18 protein-coding genes are annotated in these 20,965 nt (G+C 58.7%); all 18 read left to right on the forward strand.

What is annotated here, in order from left to right:
- Positions 1–167: 167 nt before the first annotated feature.
- The 18 genes from HY556_11490 (at position 168) to HY556_11575 (ending at position 20,936) form a co-directional block, all read left to right on the forward strand.
- On the forward strand, positions 168–2,072 hold the full coding sequence (locus tag HY556_11490) for a hypothetical protein (GenBank protein MBI4394397.1): 1,905 nt from the start codon (positions 168–170) through the stop codon (positions 2,070–2,072).
- Positions 2,073–2,280: 208 nt separating this feature from the next.
- On the forward strand, positions 2,281–2,799 hold the full coding sequence (locus HY556_11495; protein MBI4394398.1) for a hypothetical protein: 519 nt from the start codon (positions 2,281–2,283) through the stop codon (positions 2,797–2,799).
- 155 nt (positions 2,800–2,954) lie between these two features.
- A complete protein-coding gene (locus HY556_11500) occupies positions 2,955–4,379 on the forward strand; it encodes an oligosaccharide flippase family protein (protein ID MBI4394399.1) in 1,425 nt (474 codons plus the stop codon).
- Positions 4,380–4,485: 106 nt separating this feature from the next.
- Positions 4,486–5,460, forward strand: coding sequence for a glycosyltransferase (locus HY556_11505; protein ID MBI4394400.1), 975 nt, complete (start codon positions 4,486–4,488; stop codon positions 5,458–5,460).
- Positions 5,457–6,437 (forward strand): SDR family NAD(P)-dependent oxidoreductase, encoded by a 981-nt coding sequence (locus HY556_11510; GenBank protein ID MBI4394401.1) that lies wholly within the window; start codon positions 5,457–5,459, stop codon positions 6,435–6,437. The genes HY556_11505 and HY556_11510 overlap by 4 nt, the downstream gene beginning before the upstream one ends.
- Positions 6,434–7,735, forward strand: a complete 1,302-nt coding sequence (locus HY556_11515; GenBank protein MBI4394402.1) for a nucleotide sugar dehydrogenase — start codon at positions 6,434–6,436, stop codon at positions 7,733–7,735. The genes HY556_11510 and HY556_11515 overlap by 4 nt, the downstream gene beginning before the upstream one ends.
- A gap of 3 nt (positions 7,736–7,738) precedes the next feature.
- Positions 7,739–8,590 (forward strand): ABC transporter permease, encoded by an 852-nt coding sequence (locus HY556_11520; protein MBI4394403.1) that lies wholly within the window; start codon positions 7,739–7,741, stop codon positions 8,588–8,590.
- Between the two features lie 151 nt (positions 8,591–8,741).
- Entirely contained in the window at positions 8,742–10,076 is a 1,335-nt protein-coding gene (locus HY556_11525) for an ATP-binding cassette domain-containing protein (GenBank protein MBI4394404.1), read from the forward strand.
- A 658-nt stretch (positions 10,077–10,734) separates the two neighbouring features.
- On the forward strand, positions 10,735–11,679 hold the full coding sequence (locus HY556_11530) for a hypothetical protein (protein MBI4394405.1): 945 nt from the start codon (positions 10,735–10,737) through the stop codon (positions 11,677–11,679).
- Positions 11,680–11,966: 287 nt separating this feature from the next.
- Positions 11,967–13,178 (forward strand): hypothetical protein, encoded by a 1,212-nt coding sequence (locus tag HY556_11535; GenBank protein ID MBI4394406.1) that lies wholly within the window; start codon positions 11,967–11,969, stop codon positions 13,176–13,178.
- Between the two features lie 294 nt (positions 13,179–13,472).
- Positions 13,473–14,444, forward strand: a complete 972-nt coding sequence (locus tag HY556_11540; protein MBI4394407.1) for a GDP-mannose 4,6-dehydratase — start codon at positions 13,473–13,475, stop codon at positions 14,442–14,444.
- Between the two features lie 49 nt (positions 14,445–14,493).
- Positions 14,494–15,306 (forward strand): transketolase, encoded by an 813-nt coding sequence (locus HY556_11545; GenBank protein MBI4394408.1) that lies wholly within the window; start codon positions 14,494–14,496, stop codon positions 15,304–15,306.
- Entirely contained in the window at positions 15,303–16,313 is a 1,011-nt protein-coding gene (locus HY556_11550) for a 1-deoxy-D-xylulose-5-phosphate synthase (GenBank protein MBI4394409.1), read from the forward strand. The genes HY556_11545 and HY556_11550 overlap by 4 nt, the downstream gene beginning before the upstream one ends.
- A 40-nt stretch (positions 16,314–16,353) precedes the next feature.
- On the forward strand, positions 16,354–17,346 hold the full coding sequence (locus HY556_11555) for a kinase (protein MBI4394410.1): 993 nt from the start codon (positions 16,354–16,356) through the stop codon (positions 17,344–17,346).
- Positions 17,347–17,390: 44 nt separating this feature from the next.
- Positions 17,391–18,392, forward strand: a complete 1,002-nt coding sequence (locus tag HY556_11560) for an NAD-dependent epimerase/dehydratase family protein (GenBank protein ID MBI4394411.1) — start codon at positions 17,391–17,393, stop codon at positions 18,390–18,392.
- Complete coding sequence (locus HY556_11565) at positions 18,389–19,360, forward strand: aldo/keto reductase (GenBank protein ID MBI4394412.1); 972 nt, start codon at positions 18,389–18,391, stop codon at positions 19,358–19,360. Before HY556_11560 ends, HY556_11565 begins: the two co-directional genes overlap by 4 nt.
- 35 nt (positions 19,361–19,395) lie before the next feature.
- Positions 19,396–19,941: an NUDIX hydrolase gene (locus HY556_11570; protein MBI4394413.1), complete on the forward strand. Its 546-nt coding sequence runs from the start codon at positions 19,396–19,398 to the stop codon at positions 19,939–19,941.
- A 206-nt stretch (positions 19,942–20,147) separates the two neighbouring features.
- Positions 20,148–20,936 (forward strand): hypothetical protein, encoded by a 789-nt coding sequence (locus HY556_11575; protein MBI4394414.1) that lies wholly within the window; start codon positions 20,148–20,150, stop codon positions 20,934–20,936.
- Positions 20,937–20,965 lie beyond the last annotated feature (29 nt).

Here is a 20,965-nt window from a genome sequence, read left to right on the forward strand (position 1 = left end):
TGGTAGATAACCGTGTCGGTTGTGGTGAATCCACGAATATTTCCAGGTTTACTCCTTCAACCGCGGTGCAGAAACCCCACTAGTCTAAACTGTTGGCGTGTTCCGCGAGCCTGAGCACGATTTCGAGAGTTACGAGCAAACGAGACCTCGGGCACCGTGGCATTTAGATGAAGGCCAGGGTGGGAAACAATTATCCCCCATGGGCGGCGTTGCCCGCTGTGCCGCTCGACGCGGGCTCAATTCTCTGGTTCAGCGCGGCATTCGTCGCGCTCATTGGTCTCCCAGGCATGGTCCTCGGCCGACTCCTTTTCCGGAAATCCACATGGAGCGTCCGGGGGCCGGCGGGAATCACCTGCCACGTGGTCGCGTGGGTGTTTGTCGCTTTGGTACTTAATAGGGCCATCGAACTGAGGCCCGATTTCGATGGGGCGGGCCTGTCTTTTCTAGTTGTCACGGTGCCGCCGCTCCTTGTGACCGCTTGGGGGTTGGCGCGCGAGCGGGTCTCTTACCGGACGTTGATCCCCCGGTGGAACCAGGTCGTGGCCAGGGTCCCCGCCCTCGTCGCGGTCGCCGGGGTCGCCGCCGTCGTGACCGTGGTCACTTACGCGCCGCATGCGTCCTACCCGCTGCCGATCCATTCCGATGAATGGATCCACTGGTCGCAGGCCGGTTGCCTTCTCGACGAGACGAAGATCTGCGTTCTTGGTCAAACGTCGGGAGCCGGCTCCGCTCAAGTCTCCCATTACGAAGGGGGCTTCCACATGTTCACGGCACTTTTCGCGTCGCTTGGCTTTGGCGGCGAGGACGCGGGGTTCCTGCCGATCTTCCTTCTGATGCCCACGGCATTTGCGTTGGTGCGCGCGAGTTCCGCATTCGCGATTGGACGCGGCGGTCCGCTGGATTACGGCTTGGCCGCGGCTCTTCTCGTCGCATTCATCCCGACGAGCACGCGCTTCCTCGGTCCCGGCATCTACGTGCCACTCGCATTCGGTCTTTTCCTTTTGATGGGTCTTCTCGTCATCGCAAGATATGCGACTAAATGGTTCCAATTTGCATTTGTTCCATTGACGCTTCTCGTCATCCTGCTTTCGCACCCGCATTCGTCGGTGGCGGGGGCCTCGATCATGGTGGCCTGCGCTTTCCTGTTCATCGTCAGCAAGGATTCGAGGCGCAAAGGGCTGACCCTCCTCGCAAGCCTAATAGCGGCCGCCGTAGTGGGCTTCGCCCTGTTTCCATCGACGGGTGCTGCCCTCCAAGGGATTCAGAGTTTTGTCGCGGGTTCTCGAGAGGCGACGCTTGCGGGGGATCCGTATTCTCCGACCGCCCTGTATTTGGCCCGCGGTCTCGGCGCGTCGGCGCTGGTGCTTGTGGTCGCCGGCGCCGCGGTGGCCGTCGGATCCAAGAGGTCTGCCTTTGAGAAGGCGATGCTCCTTGCCGGCGCAGGATATTATTCGATTGTAGTCGGTTTCACGGATTTTGGATTGCCGTTCGATCGGCTGTACGACCGCGCTATGACGTTGCAGTTTGTCCCACTGATCTTGATCGCCGGATTGGGCCTCGTGTTCCTCCTCGGCGTTGGCGAACGGGTCCTCGATTCCGCCTTGGCCGCCGGCCGGATCCGCCGAGGGGCACGCGGGTTGACGCTTTGCGTTTCGGGATTCTTGGTGGTCGGCTTCGTGTTGTCCGGCGCGATGCCCGCGCACTTGAGTGAGGAATACTACCGGTTGGTGGAGCCGGAGCATTTCGAGAACATGGTGTGGTTGCGCGACAACATTGCAGGTTTCCGGGACGCCGACCACGCGTATTCGAGCGCCGCCGTGGGCGTCACCGAATCAAACGCGTTCTGGAGCATCACGGGCATCCGGACCTCCGTCGGCATTTGGCCGCCGTTCGGCACAGATCTTGTGATTCCGATGCGCCGTTTCCTTTACGACGCTTGTCGTGACCAGGCTTTCCTCAATCAGCATGGAATCACGGTCGTGTTTCACCCCGCCGGGTGTGACGTTGCCTCGAATCGCAACCTGACCGAAATCCATTACGGAATCTACCTCGTTGACCTTCCGCCCAGATGAGGGAACCACTGGTGCGCCCGCCCGACGCGCACAAACGCATTTATAGAAGGTCGCGGATTGTCGCGTCGGTGGGAACAATAATAGTATTTAGTGGCAACTGTGCCGACCCCGTTGATGCGCCGCTGCACACGGGCTGGGGATCGCCAGGCGACATGATTCGCCCCACGCTTCGGAACCGCTGAGCCCGATGGGTGGCTTGACATCGGTCATGATGAAGGCCAGGGAACCGCCCACGCCAGAAGGGCCGCCCGACATCGGAGATGCCGTCGAATCGCAAATCGCGGTCGAGATCATCAAACGGGTAGAGCAGCGCGACGCCGAGACCGTCGGGGCTCACCGAGGGGTCGCCGCCTTGAGCTCGATCCCAAGGCATGAAACGGCGGAACCCAGGTCATGGCCGTGGCTGCCGACGGTCGACGACAACCACCTCGCGCCGCACCCCTTCTGCGCCCATTGCGGCTTCGTCAAGTACGTCGGTTCGTACAGGGCCCTTCCCCTCGGTGGCCTCGTCAACTTGGCGAGTGCCCTTGCCGAGCGGGCCCGTGAGATGGGCCGGACCGTGACGCAGACCCAGATGCGCCTCATAATCAAGAGACTCCAGTCCGGGGGCGCGAACGACACTTTCACCCTGTCAAAACCGGTGCAGGAACGCCTCCTCATCGACGCGTTCGCAGCCTGCACCGGACTTGGCAAGCCCTGGCTCGAGAACCTCCTGCGCTCATGCTGAATTGAGTGACTCCACTTTGATAAGAGGGTGGGCGCGGCTAGCGGGGGCTGGGACGAGACGTTTTCAACCCACTCAGAATGATCAGGGGTGTCACGCAGGTTCCCACCGCGTGGCATCCCCTCAGATTCTCAAACAGGGACCGGAAAATGGAAAGCATGAGTGCGACGGCGGCCACGCAAGGCCAGGATTCCCACGCCGAGGCGAGGCAGATAGGCGCCCGGCTTCTCTCGGGCGGCGCGTGGGCGCTTCTTGGCCGCGCAGTTCTCGCGGTCACCGCCTTGGTCGCAAACGTGATCCTCGCCCGGTTGCTCTCGCCGGCAGAGTTTGGGACCTATTTCCTCGCTGTGACCATCGTTTCGGCGGGCGGGATGCTCGCGCAGTTCGGCCTTGGACCGACGCTAATCCGGGTCGTTGCCATCGACGATTCCCAGGAGTCGCGAAAAGGGGTGCCCTCGACCGTGCTCGCGGCGCTTCTTGCCTCTGCCGGCATCGGAGCGCTTCTTGCGGCCGTCCTTCTCGTGGGCCCCGGCGCCCGGCTCGCCGAGGACGTGTTTCATTCGGGCCCGCTTGTAGGCGTTTTGGGGTTTGCTGCCGCCTGGATGATCGCTCAAGCCCTCGTGGTCCTCGTTGCCGAGAGTTTCCGCGGGCTTTCGGACATCCGCATGGCATCGCTTCTCGGGCCCTCACTCGCCTCACTGTTGAACGCCGTCGTACTAGCCGCAGTTTTTGTGTTAGACGGGCGCGCTTCGCTTGAAGCGGCAGTCTTCGTCGGGGCGGGAGCCGCGGTGGGAAGCCTTCTATTGGGCGGCGGCCTTCTCGCCTTGCGTCTTCGAAACGTGCCGCTCGGAAACGGTGTCCCGACCGCGCGACTCCTTTCCCTTTCCATGCCGATCCTCGTTGCGAACGGCACCCTCTTCGTGTTGAATTATGCGGACGTCGTAATCGTCGGCGCGTATCGGGGCGCCACCGACGTGGGCGTCTACGCGGCGGCGCAAAGGCTTGCGGGCGTTGCGGTAATCCCGTTTCTTATCATGGACGCGGTCGTCCCGCCGATGATTGCGAGTCAGCACGCGCGGGGAAACACGGCCGGAGTGGCGCGTATTCTCCGGACGGCTGCGACGCTTGGCGCCGTTCCCGCGATGGCCGCCCTTTGCCTCTTTGCCGTGGCTGGCGGTCCGATCCTTTCGCTCATTTACGGCGACTTTTACGCCCAAGCCGCCTTGATACTCGTGGTGCTCGCGGCAGGAGACGCATTGAACGCGTGCGGAGGATCCGCCGGAATGGCCCTCTTGATGACAGGCCGCCAACGGTCTGTGATGTTTATCATGGCGGCCACCGCCATTCTGGGCGTGGTCGGATCCGTCGCTGGCGTGACGTATTTCGGGACACTGGGCGTCGCCGTCGCCACCAGCCTCGCCGTCGTCTTTCAAAAGGCGCTGCTCGTCCGGGCGGCGCGTCGCGAGGTAGGTGTCTGGACCCACGCTAGCTTGGATGCAAACGTAATCACTTCAATCAGGGAAATGGGCGCATCGGCCCGCGCTTTTGCGAGGAAAAAAAGTGAAACAAGTAGCCGTGTCTGAACAAGCAGTTCGGAAGAGCCTTCCGACGCTCGAGGACTTGCCGCCCCCACCGCCGGGCCGGACCGGCTGGCCGTGGACGGACGCAGCTCCGCCGCAACCGTCGACCATGCCAGACGGGCGACCATGGCCCCGCATCAGCATCATCACCGCGAGTTATAACCAGGGGCGGTTCATAGAAGAGACGATACGGTCCGTGCTGTTGCAAGGCTACCCCGACATCGAGTACTTCATCATGGACGGGGCGAGCCGCGACAAGACGTCGGAAATCGTCGGCGCTTACGGTCGGTGGATTACCAAGTTCGTGAGTGAACCCGACGATGGGAACGCGTATGCCATCAACAATGGGTGGCGGTTGTCGACCGGTGAAATCATCGGACTCCAAGCGTCAGACGATCTCTACGAGCCCGGTGCGTTGCATGCGGCAGCACTGAGCCTCGCGTCCCATCCGACCGCCGCGATGACCTTTGGTCGGTGTGCGGTGATTGACGCAAAAGGTTCACAAACCGGGCTGCTCGTCGGCTCGCCATGGAGCTCCCGCGAATCCCTTCGGACGATGGTGAACAATTGCGCTACGCCTTCCGCCTTCATACGGTCTTCCGCGCTTGCCGCGGTGGGGTTCATGGATCCGGGCGCGGGGAAAACAATCGATTGGGAACTCTGGCTAAGGCTTTCACTCGTCGGAGACATCCAACATGAGTCGGCAGTTTGGGCGCGGTTCCGGTTGCACGACGCCTCTGTGACTGGCCGACAACGATCTACGTTCGGCGTCGACAAGTTGCGGATCATCGACCGGCTATTCGCCGATTCGAACACGCCCATGGAATTTCGCGAAGTGGAAAAGGAATCGCGGGCCAGTGGGAACATGTGGGCGATGGTCGACGCTTACAGGCGCCGCGACTGGGGGGCAACCCTTGAACATCTTCGCAAATCTGTGCAGTACGGCGGAATAAGATTCGCACCGCGACTACTTCGCGCAGGAATGCACATGATCATAGGACCCCGGCGAATCTGGCCCCTGCGTCGTGCGTTTCGACGAAACGAAAGAGCGGTTCGAATACGCGCAGGAAGGAGCGTCCCATGACGACCATTCTTCTCACCGGGTCCGCCGGTTTTATCGGCTCGCGGACGGCGGAGCTCCTTCTCGATGCAGGCCATTCGGTGGTCGGCGTTGACAACCTCAACTCGGCCTACGATGTCCGGCTGAAGGAGTGGCGTCTTTCGCGACTGTCCAGCCGGGAAGGCTTCAGCTTCGTCCGCGGCGACGTGACAGATCCGACGACTATGAAATCCGTCTTCGCGAAACATCGCTTCGACGCCGTGCTCAACCTGGCCGCCCGGGCCGGTGTCCGTCAATCGATCGCTGACCCTCGCCTGTATTGCCAAACGAACGTCGACGGCGCCATCTCGCTCTTCGAGGCATGCCGTCACCATGATGTGAAAAAGATCGTGCAAGCCTCCACGTCGAGTCTCTACGGCGCGGACACGCCGCGCCCGTTTCGCGAGGACGCGGCCACGTCTCGTCCTTTGTCGCCCTATGCGGCGTCGAAAAAGGCGGCTGAGACGTTGGCCTTCACGTACCACCATCTCTACGGCTTGGACTTCACAATTCCCCGGTACTTCACCGTCTATGGCCCCGCCGGACGACCCGAGATGAGTATCTTCCGGTTCGTACGTTGGATCGCCGAGGGCGAACCGCTTCTTCTCCAAGGGACCGGTGCGCAGGAGCGCGATTTCACGTTCGTCGAGGACATAGCGCGTGGAACGATCGCGGCGATGACGCCGCTCGGTTACGAGATTATCAATCTCGGGAGCGACGCGCCCACGCCGCTTTCCACCGTGATCTCCAAGCTTGAACGCCTGATAGGGAAGACGGCCACGTTCGACCGGCAGGCGATGCACCGCGCGGACGTCCAGGCGACGTGGGCCGACATCTCGAAGGCCAAGAAACTCCTTGACTGGAAACCACAAGTTGACCTGGACACGGGGCTGCGCGCGACCGTCGACTGGTACATGGGGAACAGGGATTTCGCCCAGACACTGAGGATCGACCGAGAATGACGACCGAAGTAACATCTCCGATAGCCGTCGTCGGGCTAGGCTACGTCGGGCTCCCGCTCGCTCTCGCCTTCGGGCGCGAAACGCAGACGATCGGATTCGACATCGACGACGCCCGCGTGAAAGAACTTCGAAGTGGGCTCGACCGCAACAAGGAGTCCACGCCCGAGGAAGTGACCGGAGCGAAGGTCGAGTTCACTTCGGATGCCGCTCGACTTCGCGACGCGAGATTCATAATCATCGCCGTGCCCACGCCAGTCGACGAAGTGAACCAACCTGACTTTGGGCCACTTTTGGCGGCGAGCCGGACCGTGGGCGCCAACCTCACGCGCGGACGCATCGTCGCATACGAGTCCACCGTCTATCCCGGCTGCACGGAAGAAAAATGCATCCCGATCCTGGAAAAGGAATCGGGGCTTAAGGTCGGCAAGGATTTCGGGGTCGGGTATTCGCCGGAACGCATCAACCCGGGCGACCGCGCGCACACTATCGACAAGATCGTCAAGATCGTATCCGGAAGCGACCCCGCCACTTTGGATGTGGTGGCGCGCACATACTCGCTCGTCGCGAAGGCCGGCGTTCACCGCGCGCCCGACATCAAGACCGCGGAGGCAGCCAAGGTCATTGAGAACATCCAGCGAGACCTCAACATTGCGCTCATGAACGAGCTCTCCGTGCTCTTCCACAAACTTGGCATCGACACCCGCGAGGTGCTCTCCGCCGCACGGACGAAATGGAATTTCCTCCCGTTCCAGCCCGGTCTCGTGGGCGGGCACTGCATCCCGGTCGATCCGTACTACCTTACGTACAAGGCGACGGCCGTGGGCTATCACCCGGAGGTCATAGTCGCGGGTCGTCGGATCAACGATGCCATGGGCCGCCACGTGGCGGCCGAGACCGTGCGTCTGATGGTCGCTGCGGGAAAGGCGCCGCGCGGATCCCGTGTACTGGTCTTGGGTCTCGCCTTCAAGGAGAATGTACGTGACACGCGGAACAGCCGCTCGTTCGATGTCATACGTGAACTACGCCGCCATGGTATGATCATCGCCGCCCACGACCCGATAGTCGATGGCCGCACCGTCACGGACGACGAACTTGCTCTCATCGCCGACCCCTTCACCGAGCGCGCCAAGTACGACGCGATTGTCGTCGCGGTCCCACACGCCTCGTTCGTTGAGCGCGGGCTCGGGAGATTGATTGAACTGCTTTCTGGGGAAGGAAAGGAGCGCGTGTTCGTCGACGTGAAAGGCGTCTACGCCGATGACCCGCTGAAGGGAAGCGTTTCATACTGGAGCCTCTAAACCATGGTGTCTACAACGAACGAGAAGAGCGCGGAATCACCAACCTTCGTGATACAACCAAGTCGGGGATGGGCGCCGCTGAATCTCAAGGAGCTCTGGGCCTACCGCGAATTACTGTACTTCCTCACGTGGCGCGACGTGAAGGTTCGCTACAAGCAAACTGCGCTTGGTGCATCTTGGGCAATCATCCAACCTTTTTTCACGATGGTCGTCTTCAGCGTGGTCTTTGGCCAATTGGCGAAAATGCCATCGGACGGCGTGCCTTACCCGATCTTCGCCTTCTGTGCACTCGTCCCTTGGCAACTTTTCGCGTTTTCGCTTAACGAGTCGTCGAATAGCCTCGTTGGGAACAGGAACCTATTGACCAAGGTCTACTTTCCGCGGCTCGTGATACCGTTTTCCGCGATTCTGGCAGGACTCGTCGATTTCCTCATAGCAGGCGTTGTCCTCGTTGGTATGATAATCTACTTCGGAATCGTGCCTGGACCCCAGATCCTTTTGCTGCCCTTCTTAGTGCTCTTGGCTGTGGTAACCGCCCTCGGAGTCGGGCTGTGGCTGTCCGCACTCAATGTCGAATTCCGAGACGTCCGCTACGCGGTCCCGTTCCTCGTACAGTTTTGGTTTTTCGCGACACCAATCGCGTACCCGTCGAGCATCTTCCCCGAACCGTTCCGAACGCTCTCCGCCCTTAACCCAATGGCTGGCGTTGTGGAGGGCTTCAGATGGGCCCTCCTCAGGACCGAGACCGCGCCGGGACCCTTGATCGCAGTGAGCGCCGCGGCGGCCCTAATCATCTTTGTGACGGGTGCCTTCTACTTCAAACGCATCGAGCGCCACTTCGCCGACGTCGTATGATGCACGCGCGGTGCCTTTGAGGAACCAACTCGCGCAGTATGGATCCACTAGTCGGGAGCCGGATCGCGAAGGCGTACGAATGAACGGAATCGTTGGACAGGTATAGAACATGGCGCAAGACTCGAAACGACAGGATTTGCCCGGGATAGCCATGAATTCAAGAATTGACCCCCCCGAACCGGGCGAGGCGGTCCCATCTGTGAAGAGCCGCGTCAGCTCAAGCACGCCAAGTCAAGCGGCAATCACGGTAGAGGGCCTCGGGAAAACCTACCGCCTCGGCGAACGCGGCCAGCAGCAAACCCTGCGCGAGTACTTGACGGACAAATTTAAGCCACGTGCGCGCGGCAGAGGCCGACGGGAGACCTTCTGGGCGCTCACAGACGTCTCGTTCGAGATACCGACGGGCCAAGTAGTGGGCATCATCGGCCGCAACGGCGCCGGAAAAAGCACACTCCTGAAAATCCTTTCCCGCATCACGCAACCAACAACTGGTAGGGCATTCATTCGCGGTCGCGTGGGCTCTTTGCTTGACGTCGGAACCGGCTTTCATCACGAGTTGACCGGGCGAGAGAACACCTTCTTGAGCGGCGCAATCCTAGGCATGAAACGAGCCGAAATCACTGCCCGATACAACGCCATCATGGATTTTGCCGAACTCGAAAAGTTTGCCGACACGCCGGTGAAGTTCTATTCCAGCGGCATGTACCTGCGGCTGGCCTTCGCCGTGGCGGCCCACCTCGAGCCCGACGTCTTGCTAGTCGATGAGGCGTTGGCCGTTGGCGACTCCGCCTTCCAAAGGAAGTGCCTTGGACGCATGAACGAGGTCGCGGCGACAGGTCGCACCGTGTTATTTGTGAGCCATTCGCTCCCATCCATCGTCTCACTTTGTGACCGGACGATCCTCCTTGAACGCGGACGCGTGAAAATGGATGGCGCAACGCGGGAAGTCGTGGAGAAGTACGTGGCCGAGGGGTTGGCGACCGGAGCCGAGACGACATGGGCGCCCGGAACGGGGCCTGGGTCGGAGTTCGCCGAGATCCGGGCAGTGCGTATCAAAGACGAGGCGGGCAAGGTGTCTGGCACCCATGACATAGCGAGGCCAGTGACCCTTGAGATGGATTTCTACTGCAAGAAAGATGGAACGCGTCTGAACGCCAGCTTCCAAGTCCACAACGCGATGGACTTGCTTCTTTTTGCCACGGCCAATTTCCATGAACCAAACTGGGGTGGCCGCGTCTACTCCGAAGGGCTCTACAGAACGCAGTGCACGATCCCAGGCCGTTTCTTGGCAGCCGGCCTACACAAGTTGTCTTGCCTATTGATGAAGGATGGAAGGCCGGGGGCGGGGATGATCGCCAATGTCCTGGCGTTTGAAACAATTGATGACGGGGAAGGAATCGGCGACTATCGGGGCCCCTCATTGGGCGTGGTCCGGCCTGTCCTCCCCTGGCTTACGCACCCCGATGACGGAGGCGCCAGCGATTAGCATGCCTGCACGGGTCGCGCTTCCGAATTGAGACGCCTTCCATGGTCTGGGCAAAATCGTTCGCGCCAGTCTGCATGGCGCGTGAAAGCTAGACTCCTGATTCACGACGGGCCTTCTTGGTGTTCGGCGCTCCGGATTGACGACCCCGCCCCCTGTTGCGGAAAGGCGCGTTTACAAAGGGTTTCATTCGGCCTTGCCTTGGAACGCCGTTCTCGCAAAGTGCCTCGCCGGAACATGGGCCAAGGGCGTTCGCCAACTGTACGACGCCCGTCCGTTGCCTTGCGTCGCCGATGGAGAATGTGAAATGACGCCCAACCCACATACGATATCAACGGCGATGGCAGGAGAGACCTCGATGAGGGAAGTCGGTGACGCCGGACTCGAGCCAGCCTACGTACTGTTAACCGACTCACCACCTCCCCTCGAGAATTCATTCGGTGCGGCCGCAAACCTGTTCCAACTAGTCCACTCGCCGCCCAATTTTCCTCGGCTCGTCGTGTATGGCGCTCAGCCATGGAAGGAGGACGTCGCGCCAAGAACACCCCATTGGGAAAGCATTTTTGTCGATTTATGTTCATCCGACAGGTGGCGACCCTTTCGACGAGTTCTTTACGAGACCGGGATGAACCAACTTCTTTCCCAACCGTCCGCATGTGCGTTGGGAAAACGTATTAGCGAACTGGGCGACGTTAGATTGCTTATCCACACTGGGTACGGTTTCGAGTTCATGCGGTTCCTGGCAAGATTGCTCCGGGAAATCCCGAAGCACAGGGCCGCCATTTGGGTAGCTGACGAACCGACGGTCCATGTTGAGCAAGTGTTGAGAGGCGGGAGAAAGAAGAGGTTCAACGCGGCCTTCAAATTCGTGCTCGCGCGGTGCGACCCTAGGTTCGTGTCGTGTGAACGAATGAGACGCTCCTATGAACAGCGTTACGGCCTCCCGTTCGATGTGATGTACAACCCAATTCATGACGAAGCCCTTCGCCGGCACGAGAGTCGCGAGTTCCCGCCCCCCGGGCCCATGGATCGTCCCACGGTCTTCATATCCGGAAACAACGGGCACCTCGGCGAAAGCTTCGGCACTTTGGCGCGTGCTTTCGATCTTGTTGAGCGCCAAGTGGGCCGCAGACCTCTTCTAGTGGCGTCCGGGAATGTGGCCAAAGGGGAGTTTCTTAGGTTTGGGTTCGAAGAGCGGGACATCAGGTTCCTTGGCAGGCTCAGAACCAAGGCAGACGTGATCCGCGCAGGGCAACAAGCGTCGTGCGCGTTTATTGCAAGCACCTTCGCCGAAACGACCCGACAAAACAATTGCGGGTGCCCATCACGAGCGTCGGATTATCTCGTCGCAGGCGTACCAATCCTGGCGCACGGTGGACCGGATACTGGCATTGTCGATTACATGGAAGCGAACGATCTTGATTATGTCTGTCAAAGCCTCGCCCCGAAAGATCTGGCCGCCACGCTTTCCGAGGTCGTGTCACTGGGCCCTGACGACAGAGCCGCGCTGAGGCGGAAGTACCACGGCGTTGCGCGGCGCCAGTTGGCCAGCGTCCAACGAGCAAAGTTCCTGGGAATCGACAAAGCAGGGGTCAATGCGAGATGAAACGTTCGCGACTCACGGGCGGCCGTGTTCAAGCCATCCTGGGGGACACCACGGATGCCATGCGGGGCCATGTGGGACAAACGGCACCGAGCCGCGGCGATTCTCCCGCGGCCCGTCGCACAATAACGCGCGCTCCATGGCTAAAGACGGCGGCAACCTAGCTATCAGGAAAGTCGACGATGCGAGATAATTCGAAGGGATTGCCGACGAAGCCATGCGTATGGACAATCGGGCGCCGACGTTGGGCGAAATGAGACCGCTTACGGATTCGTCGACGAGTCAAGGGGATGAAAGTGGCAATTAGAAGTGCCGTCGTCGTCGGTGGGTATCCACCTTCGGAGTCGGGCAGCACCGGCAACGTCCTCAAGGCCCTGATTGGTGGAGCACCCACAAAGCCACGAATGGTCGCATACACGGTCAAACCTCGCAAGGCAGAGGAAGAATCGAAAACCAACGGGATGAAGCTGGTGCACCTTTCATCGCGGCTTTCAACTCCGTGGATCGCCAGAGCTTTGGCATCGTTAGGAGCAGATGCCACGCTGGAGCCTTCGCCACGGCGCCTCGCCCGCATGCTCGACGAGCACGAGATCGACCGTCTCCTCCTCCATCCGAACGGCGACGCCCTACTAGATTTCTACATGGCGGCCCTTTGTCGACGGCTTAACAAGCGCGTGGACCTCCGTTACTGGCTCGGCGACTACACCATTTGGCACTCTCGGACGTCAAAGAATCCGCTATTCCACCGCGCCAGGATGGCTGCTCTTCGTTCCATTGCCAGCCGCGCCTCGGCGCGCTTTTCGGGAAGCAATGCCTCATCATTGCGCTATTCCGCTCAATTTGGGCACCCGGTTCGTGTTCAAAGCACGCCACTTCAGGATTCCGTGATTGATGCCGCGTGGAAATGGACGCCTTTCCCGCGGGACGTGAACGAACCGTTTCGAATATTCCTTCCAGGAACACCCCGCCCTCATTTTCGGCAAAACATTTCGATTTTGGGTGCAGCAATCGCAAAATTAAGGACAGCCAGTGCCAAGAAAATCGAGCTCGTGACCTGCGGCGATTGGACTCGAGACCTGTTGACTTCATGGGGGGTTCGAGACAGTCAGTTTGCGGTCCATGGCTGGGTGCGAGACCGCGATACCGTCCTCGAGTTGGCGTCGCAATGCGATTGCATCTATCTGCCGGATTCGCTGGACGAGTCGTACGAGACATCCATCGATGCGCCTTCACGCATGGTGGATTGCCTTGCAGCCGGCCCACCAATCGTGATCCATGGAAGCGCAAGTTCGTTCGTCATCCGGTATTTCAACGAGAACGCCTTGCGTTTTTGCGAGACGGGCAACGCTCCCGAACGCCTCGCAGCCACGTTTCTCGACGTGTTAGCGCTGCCAATCCATGAGATCCAGGATCTTCACAAGAAGTACTTGACCATCGCCAACCGCAATCACCGGGCGTCCACGGCCTGGGCGAATCTAATGGGCGACCTTGTTGAATCGTGACCCGGATCCAGATTCGTCGGCAATTCGGTAGATGCCGACCCGAGGGGTGGCCCGCGGTCGGGATGTCACATGGTTTCACGAATGGACACGGAGACGGGGCACTGACTCGACCGGCCATTCATGTCAATGCACTGGGAAGGCCATAAAAAGCACCTCGCGCCCATGCTGCTGTTCCGTCACTTTCCGACAAAGGATTAATATGGTCGGTGCTAGGGTCACAGGGCACCGCATGGTCAGAGAAAAACATGGCGGGCCGACCGGCGCCCGTTTTCCCAAATCGAAGGTTGTGACAAGATGAAAATCCTCATTACTGGAATCACGGGCATGGTCGGTAGCCACCTTGCCGAATACATTACAAAGAACCACGCGACAGCCGAAGTACATGGGTTAGTGCGGTGGCGAAGCCCGCTCGAGAACCTCCGCCAGGTCATGCACAAAGTAACGTTGCATCAGGCAGAACTACGCGACTTGAATTCCCTCGTCCACCTATTGCGTGAGATCCGACCGGATCGGGTATTCCATCTAGCCGCGCAGTCTTACGTCTCGTCCAGTTTCATCGCCCCCGCCGACACACTGCAAACCAACGTCATTGGGACCACCAATCTTCTCGACGCTGTTCGCATCGCCGAGCAGGACCCGCTCATCCACATATGCAGTTCCTCAGAGGTGTACGGTCAGGTCCTACCTTCCGAAGTACCGATAAGCGAGAAAAACCCATTCCGACCCGCGAGCCCGTACGCGGTATCGAAAGTCGGCGAGGACATGATCGCATACCAGTATTTCTTAAGCTACGGACTCAAGACGATCCGTACGAGAATGTTCACGCACACAGGTCCCCGTCGCGGCGACGTATTCGCGGAAAGCGCTTTTGCCCAGCAGATTGCCGAGATTGAGTTGGGCCACAGGGAGAATCCCGTTCGGGTGGGAAACCTCGACAGCGTCCGCACAATGGCGGATGTGCGCGACACTGTTCGAGCCTATTGGTTGATGATGGAAAAGTGCTCACCGGGAGAGGTATATAACATCGGAGGAGAACGCGTCATGACTATCGGGGAGATCTTGGCGATGCTGAAAAAGATGGCGCGAGTGCCAATCGAACACGTCGTGGATCCGAAGTTGCTCCGGCCGTCCGACGTCACGTTGCAAGTACCCGACATCTCCAAATTCAAGGCCGCGACCGGGTGGAGGGCAGAGATTCCCGTGGAAACCACCCTTCGCGATCTATTGGATTATCATCGCGAGCGAACACGCGCCCACAAAGGGTAGCCACTGAACCTTGAACATTCAGAACCAAAACTTGATCGAGGAATCGCAGATGCAAACTCAAGCTCTTGTCCAGAAGGCCAAAGAAGTCCGACGCGACACATTCGAGATGGTGATGCGTGCCGGGAAAGGACACCTTGGAGGATCGCTATCTTGTGTCGAAATCTTAGTGGCACTGTACTATGGCAAGATTCTCCGCTTCGACGCAGGGAATCCGCGTTGGGAAGGCCGCGATCGACTCGTATTCAGCAAGGCGCACGGCACCAACTCACTTTACGTCGTGCTCGCGGACCTCGGGTTGTTTCCGAGAAGCGAATTGGAGCATTTTCTTGACGATGGAAGCATATTGAGTGGGCACACGGACAACAGGATCCCGGGAGTGGAAATCGTCGGGGGCTCGCTAGGCCACGGGCTTGGCGTCGCGTGCGGGATGGCATTGGCATCCAAGATCGACAAGAAGGAGCACCTCACGGTGGTGATTATCGGCGACGCGGAGACTCAGGAAGGATCGGTGTGGGAGGCCGCGATTTTCGCCCGGCAACAAAAATTGGGAAATCTCGTCGCAGTCACTGATTATAACAAATTGGGCTCTGAGGACTTCATTGAGAACACGGCCGGTCTCGCGCCCCTTGCCGAAAAATGGAAAGCCTTCGGGTGGGAAGTCATCGAGATAGACGGCCACTCATTCGCTGAGATTGAAGGGGCGTTGGCAGGCATCCACGGTCGAAGGTCCGATAGGCCGCTCATGATCATCGCCCACACCGTGAAAGGTAAGGGCATCTCGGCCCTCGCGAACACACCCCTTGCCCATCACACCTTGCCGCCCGCCGAGCGCATCCCGGAAATCAGGAGAGAACTGGCATGAAACCCGTCCGCACAATCTACACGGAGGCGCGGGACGCCACTTTTGAGGAGCTCTACAAAATAGCTGTGGCCGACCGCGATGTGGTCGTCATATCGGCCGACATGGGTGCACGCAAATTCAAGGAATTCAAGCGGGATATTCCCGATCAATTCTACAACGTCGGTGTCTCTGAACAGAATGCGATTAGCGTGGCTGGCGGCCTGGCGGTCGAAGGCAAGATCCCGTTCGTTTACGGAATCGGAAACTTCGTCACGCTGCGGTGCTACGAACAACTCAAGGTGGACGTAGCTTGCATGAATTTGCCAGTGACCGTGATTGGGATGGGCGCCGGGTACGTATACAGTATCGACGGCCCGACCCACCACATCACTCAAGACATTGCCGTAATGCGGTGCCTGCCCGGCATGACCATCTGGAGCCCCTCAGATTACACGATGGCAGGAGGCATAATCCCGCTCGCCTACAGGACACCGGGCCCCAAGTACATCCGCCTGGACAAGGGGCCCTTCACGCCGATGTACGAACCCGACTCCGCAGAGTTCACACAAGGATGCGGGATTGTACGAAACGGAACCGACCTCACGATTGTCGCCACCGGCGTGATGACCACACAAGCGCTTCAGGTGGCAGACGACCTTGAAGCGTCAGGGATCAGCGCGCGCGTCGTCGACGTGTACCGATTGAAACCCGTGGACGCACCAAGGCTGGCGTCACTTTTGGACGGGACGGCGAGGATAGTGACGCTCGAGGAGCATTCCATCGTAGGCGGCCTTGGAAGCATCATCTTGGAGACCCTTTCGGACCATGGGATCCGAGTTCCCGTCCTACGACTTGCCCTTCCTGACCAGTATCGATTCGAAGTTGGAAGCCGAGACTATCTTCGCCGTCTGGACGGCCTGGATCGGCATGGCGTCACGCGGAAAATCATGGATTGGGCCAAGAATCCGACGAGCACTGCCGCGGAGAAATCCATGGGAGATGGACTTCGCGTCAGAATGTCTCGTTAAGCGGTAGCCGTCAATCGTTCGCCAGTGAGGAAGTTGATCAATGATTATCTCGAGGACCCCGTATCGGATTTCGTTCTTCGGAGGTGGGAGTGATTACCCTGCCTGGTATCTCCGGGAAGGCGGCGTCGTCTTGTCAACAACGATAGACAAGTACTGCTACATTTCGTGCCGCTACCTGCCGCCCTTCTTCAACATAAAGCACAGGATCGTGTGGTCTCATATCGAGACGGTGACGACACTTAAGGACATCTTGCATCCAGCCGTCCGCGAATGTCTGAAGTACATGGGTTTCGACGACGCGCTCGGTCTCGAAATTCATCACCAAGGTGACCTCCCGGCGAGAAGCGGAATGGGCTCCAGCTCATCGTTTTCCGTGGGATTGATCCACGCGCTCACGGCCCTTCGCGGCCAGACGATTGGAAAGCACGAACTGGCGCTGAAAGCAATCGAGCTCGAGCAGAATGTGATGAAAGACAGCGTTGGGGCGCAAGATCAAGTCGCGGCCGCCCACGGTGGACTAAACCGGATACGGTTTCTCAAGTCAGGAAAGATCGACGTTGAACCTGTGAAGGTCGCCCAAGATCGCCACAAGGAACTTGAATCGAACTTGATCATGCTCTACACCGGCATGGTCCGCACGGCGTCGGACGTTGCCAAGGAGGTTTCGTCCAATCTCGAAAGGAAGAGCGAATCCGTGCTACGCATGATGGATATGGCGGAAGAGGGCGCAGCGATCCTTGCGGGCAAAGCCTCCGTCGATGACTTCGGGGCCCTGCTCGACGAGGCCTGGCAATTGAAACGAGGCCTCGCCGAAGCGGTATCGAATGACGTCATCGACGGGGTGTACAGGACAGCAAAGGCAAACGGCGCGCTTGGCGGAAAACTGCTTGGCGCAGGCGCCGGAGGGTTCATGCTCTTCTACATTCCCCCTGGCAAGCAGAGGAACGTGCAACGAGCACTTAGTCAGTACCTATGGGTGCCTTTCTCGTTCGAGTCTACTGGAAGTTCGATCATCGCGACCGACGGCGCCTAACCGGCTGCGGTTTACACAAACTCACACTCTCCCGAGGAAAGAAAATGACCCGATTCAAGAAAATCCTGGTGACTGGGGCGTCCGGCGTTGCGGGCAGCGGACTGAAAGCCATTGCCAAGGAATATGAGGAAAATGAATTCACCTTCCTCGCATCCCGCGATTGCGACCTGACGGACCCGCAGGCCGTGGACACCCTTTTCGCAAGGCTGAGACCCGACGCGGTTTTACACATGGCCGCAATCTCTGGTGGAATCGGCCTTAGCACAAAACACCCGGCTACCCTCCTTCGCGACAACGTCCTCATGAATGTCAACGTCGTCGAGGCGGCTCGGAAATACGAAATAGAAAAAACCGTCATGTCTCTGTCGACAGGGATGTACTCTCCCAATGCGCCATTGCCAATAAAGGAGGATTACATCCACGATGGCCCCCCCCATTCGTCCAACTATAGCTACGCATTCGCTAAGCGCTTGGTCGATCCGATGATTCGTGCTTGGCGATCAGAATTCGGCATGAACTTGATCGGCGTTGTCCCGAACGGGATATTTGGGGAGCACGACAATTTCAATTACGATGACGCTACCCTGACGCCAACACTCATAAGGAGGTTTTACGAGAATCGCGGAGGGGATAAGGCAATCGTAATGTGGGGTGACGGCTCGCCGCTTCGCGAAGTCACGTACGGGAAGGACATTGCCCGCGCCTATATGTGGTGCCTAGAGCACTACGATGAACCTCAAATTCTGCACATAGGTACGACAGAGGAACATTCAGTTCGGGAAATCGCCGAAATGCTGGCCGACATGTACGGGATCTCCCGCGAACGTCTAGAGTTCGACACGAGCAAACCCGCGGGCGTTTCGAGGAAGAGCACCGACAATTCCCGATTCGTCAGGCTTAGCGACTTCAAGTACACTGCATATCGGACCGCCTTGGAGAACACCGTGCGCTGGTACGTGGAGACAAGCGAACGAAATCCAGCCAACATTCGCAAGGGGAGCAAGTTGTTCGTTCGCCCCGAGGTCGCGACGGGGAGATTGAGATGAGGACACGCGACGTTGGAAAGAGTGGTCTTAAGGTTTCGGAGGTCGGATTCGGGACCTGGGGCATGGGCGACTCCTACGGACCGGTTGATGATGAAGAATCACGGGCGTCCCTTCGCCTAGGTTTCGAAAACGGAATCATCTTCTACGACACGGCAGACCTTTACGGAGATGGGCGAAGCGAAAGGCTGATCGGGGAAGCGCTTGGGGACGTCCGCGATGAGATTGTGATTTCATCGAAGACAGGATACCTATCGCACGATGGCCACCAGTTGTTCACGCCCGCCCACATACTCAAATCTCTTGACGCCAGCCTCAACCGTCTGGGGACGGACCACCTCGATATCTACATGCTCCACAGCCCACCTGTGGACCTATTGGTCAAAGAACCCGCGATACTCGATACCATGCGCGACCTCAAAGATCATGGAAAAATAACGGCATTTGGGATTTCGGCGCGTTCGCCCGAAGACGCCGCTCTCGCAATCGCAAAGACCGATCTGGACGTCATGGAGATCAACCTGAACCTTATTGACCAAAGGTCGAGAAGGAGCGGGCTGTTTGAAGCAGCTTGTCAAGCTGGCGTAGGGCTAATCGCCCGGACACCGCTAGCATTCGGCTTCCTGACCGGTCGCTACGGTCCGAACGCTACCTTCCCCAATGACGACCATCGTTCATTTTGGCCAAGAGATCAAATCCGCATCTGGGCAGAGGCGCCAAAGAAATTCGAAGAAATCGCCAATGCCCGTGGGTGCTCCATCACACAACTAGCCCTACTCTACTGCATTTCGGACCCGGCCGTCGCCAGCGTAATCCCAGGTATGTTGACTGCAAAGGAAGTTCATGAGAACGTCGCCGCGGGCGGCCTTCCCGCATTGTCTCCGAAAGAACTCGAGCAAATCGAAAGAATCTATGACAACAATACGTTTTTCGTTGGTGGCCGGCGGCGAAGAAATGCGGATGACAATTGAACCTTGTGCCTCCAGGCCAGGAAGCGGTTGACAGCATGCATACAGCGCGAACAGTATTCGAAACCAAATGGTTCCAGATCCTCGAGGAATCTTTTCCGGAACACCCAGAACTTGGGAGCGAACCGTACTATACTATCCGCGCCCCGCCGGGGGTGATCGTGCTTGCTTTGACCCGCAGGCGCGAGGTTGTCCTCGTGAAGCAATTCCGACCCGCCGTGCGCGAATCGACATTGGAATTTCCGAGCGGGCAAATGAATGCCGATGAGATGCCGGAAGACGCCGCGGCCCGTGAACTTCTTGAAGAGACAGGTTACACCGCTCGAACCTACACGTACCTGGGCCGGTACAAAGCACTCACGAGTCGTAATGGCTCCAAGCAACACGTTTTCGTGGCGGAGGATGCCTCGCCTACGGGCCACCATGAACCAGAGCGCGGCATCCAAGTCATTCTTGCTACTCTACCGGAACTAAAGAATCGTGTGGCGTCGGGTGAATTTGACGTGTTTCAGTATCTCGGTGCGTTGGTTTTGGCAGACTGGAAAGCCGGTAAGGGCCTACTAGCCGCCGCTGGTGGAGGCTGATGGCTATCAACGACCAGGAACGGACTTCCCATGTCGACGATGTGTCGACGCCGGCAAAGGACCGATCCCACCGACGCATAGACGTCAAAGAATTTGCCCTTGCAGTGGGACGCAGCCCTAGTGAGATTCCGCCTGACGTGGTAGACCTCATCAATGCCACCCCGCTCCTTTACCAGAGACCTGATGAAAGCCTGCGACACGCCACGATGGATCGCGTGAGAGACGTTCTTCGTAAAGACGCCCTACCGAAGTCGAACGCGAGCCGAAAGGACGATTGGGAACGCGGGTGGGGCGAAAATCTCCAGGCGTACTCTGGCGGCGACGAAATTGAGAGCGCGCTGAGACCGCGTTATTTCCACCCCACAAACGTAATCCGTTGGCGCGGCGACTACGCCGGTGTCCCGGATCCTGATTTCGAAATACGTCTGGTCGCAGCGTTTCGTCGATGGATCTATCATGCATACTTACGCGACGCCTCAAGAGTCTTCGAGTTCGGATGTGGCACCGGCCGAAACCTCGTTGATCTTGCCAAGGTTTTCCCGGAAAAGGAACTCGTTGGGCTCGATTGGGCCCAATCCGCGGTGAATCTTGTTAATGCCGTCGGCAAGGCCCAAGGTCTGCACCTCCGTGGTCGTCTCTTCGATTTCTTTGATCCAGACGATACCATCGTGATGGGGAAAGGCACCGCGATATTCACGCTGGCGGCGCTGGAACAAGTGGGAGCCCAGCATCGGAAATTCATCGATTTTCTTATCGGGCATGAACCCGATATCTGCGTCCACCTGGAGCCACTGGTCGAACTGTACGAGCCGGATCATTCGTTCGATCAGATGGCCATCAAGTATCACCATATGCGAGGATACCTAGAAGGTTTCCTGCCTGCTATCCGTCGTCTGGAAAGCCAAGGGCAGGCCGAGATATTGGAAGTGCGCAGGTTCCAATTTGGAAGTCTTTTCCACGAGGCCTACTCTCTGCTCGTTTGGAGACCACGGTAGTGGGGAACGAGCTTTCTTCATCCGCATTC

Source organism: Euryarchaeota archaeon, assembly GCA_016207515.1.
Lineage (GTDB): Archaea > Thermoplasmatota > SW-10-69-26 > JACQPN01 > JACQPN01 > JACQPN01.

Bases quoted from the DNA above. Each gene is read 5' to 3' on its own strand.
- HY556_11490 (MBI4394397.1), top strand. From the start codon at position 168: ATGAAGGCCAGGGTGGGAAACAATTATCCCCCATGGGCGGCGTTGCCC.
- HY556_11495 (MBI4394398.1), top strand. From the start codon at position 2,281: ATGATGAAGGCCAGGGAACCGCCCACGCCAGAAGGGCCGCCCGACATC.
- HY556_11500 (MBI4394399.1), top strand. From the start codon at position 2,955: ATGAGTGCGACGGCGGCCACGCAAGGCCAGGATTCCCACGCCGAGGCG.
- HY556_11505 (MBI4394400.1), top strand. From the start codon at position 4,486: ATGCCAGACGGGCGACCATGGCCCCGCATCAGCATCATCACCGCGAGT.
- HY556_11510 (MBI4394401.1), top strand. From the start codon at position 5,457: ATGACGACCATTCTTCTCACCGGGTCCGCCGGTTTTATCGGCTCGCGG.
- HY556_11515 (MBI4394402.1), top strand. From the start codon at position 6,434: ATGACGACCGAAGTAACATCTCCGATAGCCGTCGTCGGGCTAGGCTAC.
- HY556_11520 (MBI4394403.1), top strand. From the start codon at position 7,739: ATGGTGTCTACAACGAACGAGAAGAGCGCGGAATCACCAACCTTCGTG.
- HY556_11525 (MBI4394404.1), top strand. From the start codon at position 8,742: ATGAATTCAAGAATTGACCCCCCCGAACCGGGCGAGGCGGTCCCATCT.
- HY556_11535 (MBI4394406.1), top strand. From the start codon at position 11,967: ATGAAAGTGGCAATTAGAAGTGCCGTCGTCGTCGGTGGGTATCCACCT.
- HY556_11540 (MBI4394407.1), top strand. From the start codon at position 13,473: ATGAAAATCCTCATTACTGGAATCACGGGCATGGTCGGTAGCCACCTT.
- HY556_11545 (MBI4394408.1), top strand. From the start codon at position 14,494: ATGCAAACTCAAGCTCTTGTCCAGAAGGCCAAAGAAGTCCGACGCGAC.
- HY556_11550 (MBI4394409.1), top strand. From the start codon at position 15,303: ATGAAACCCGTCCGCACAATCTACACGGAGGCGCGGGACGCCACTTTT.
- HY556_11555 (MBI4394410.1), top strand. From the start codon at position 16,354: ATGATTATCTCGAGGACCCCGTATCGGATTTCGTTCTTCGGAGGTGGG.
- HY556_11560 (MBI4394411.1), top strand. From the start codon at position 17,391: ATGACCCGATTCAAGAAAATCCTGGTGACTGGGGCGTCCGGCGTTGCG.
- HY556_11565 (MBI4394412.1), top strand. From the start codon at position 18,389: ATGAGGACACGCGACGTTGGAAAGAGTGGTCTTAAGGTTTCGGAGGTC.
- HY556_11570 (MBI4394413.1), top strand. From the start codon at position 19,396: ATGCATACAGCGCGAACAGTATTCGAAACCAAATGGTTCCAGATCCTC.
- HY556_11575 (MBI4394414.1), top strand. From the start codon at position 20,148: ATGGATCGCGTGAGAGACGTTCTTCGTAAAGACGCCCTACCGAAGTCG.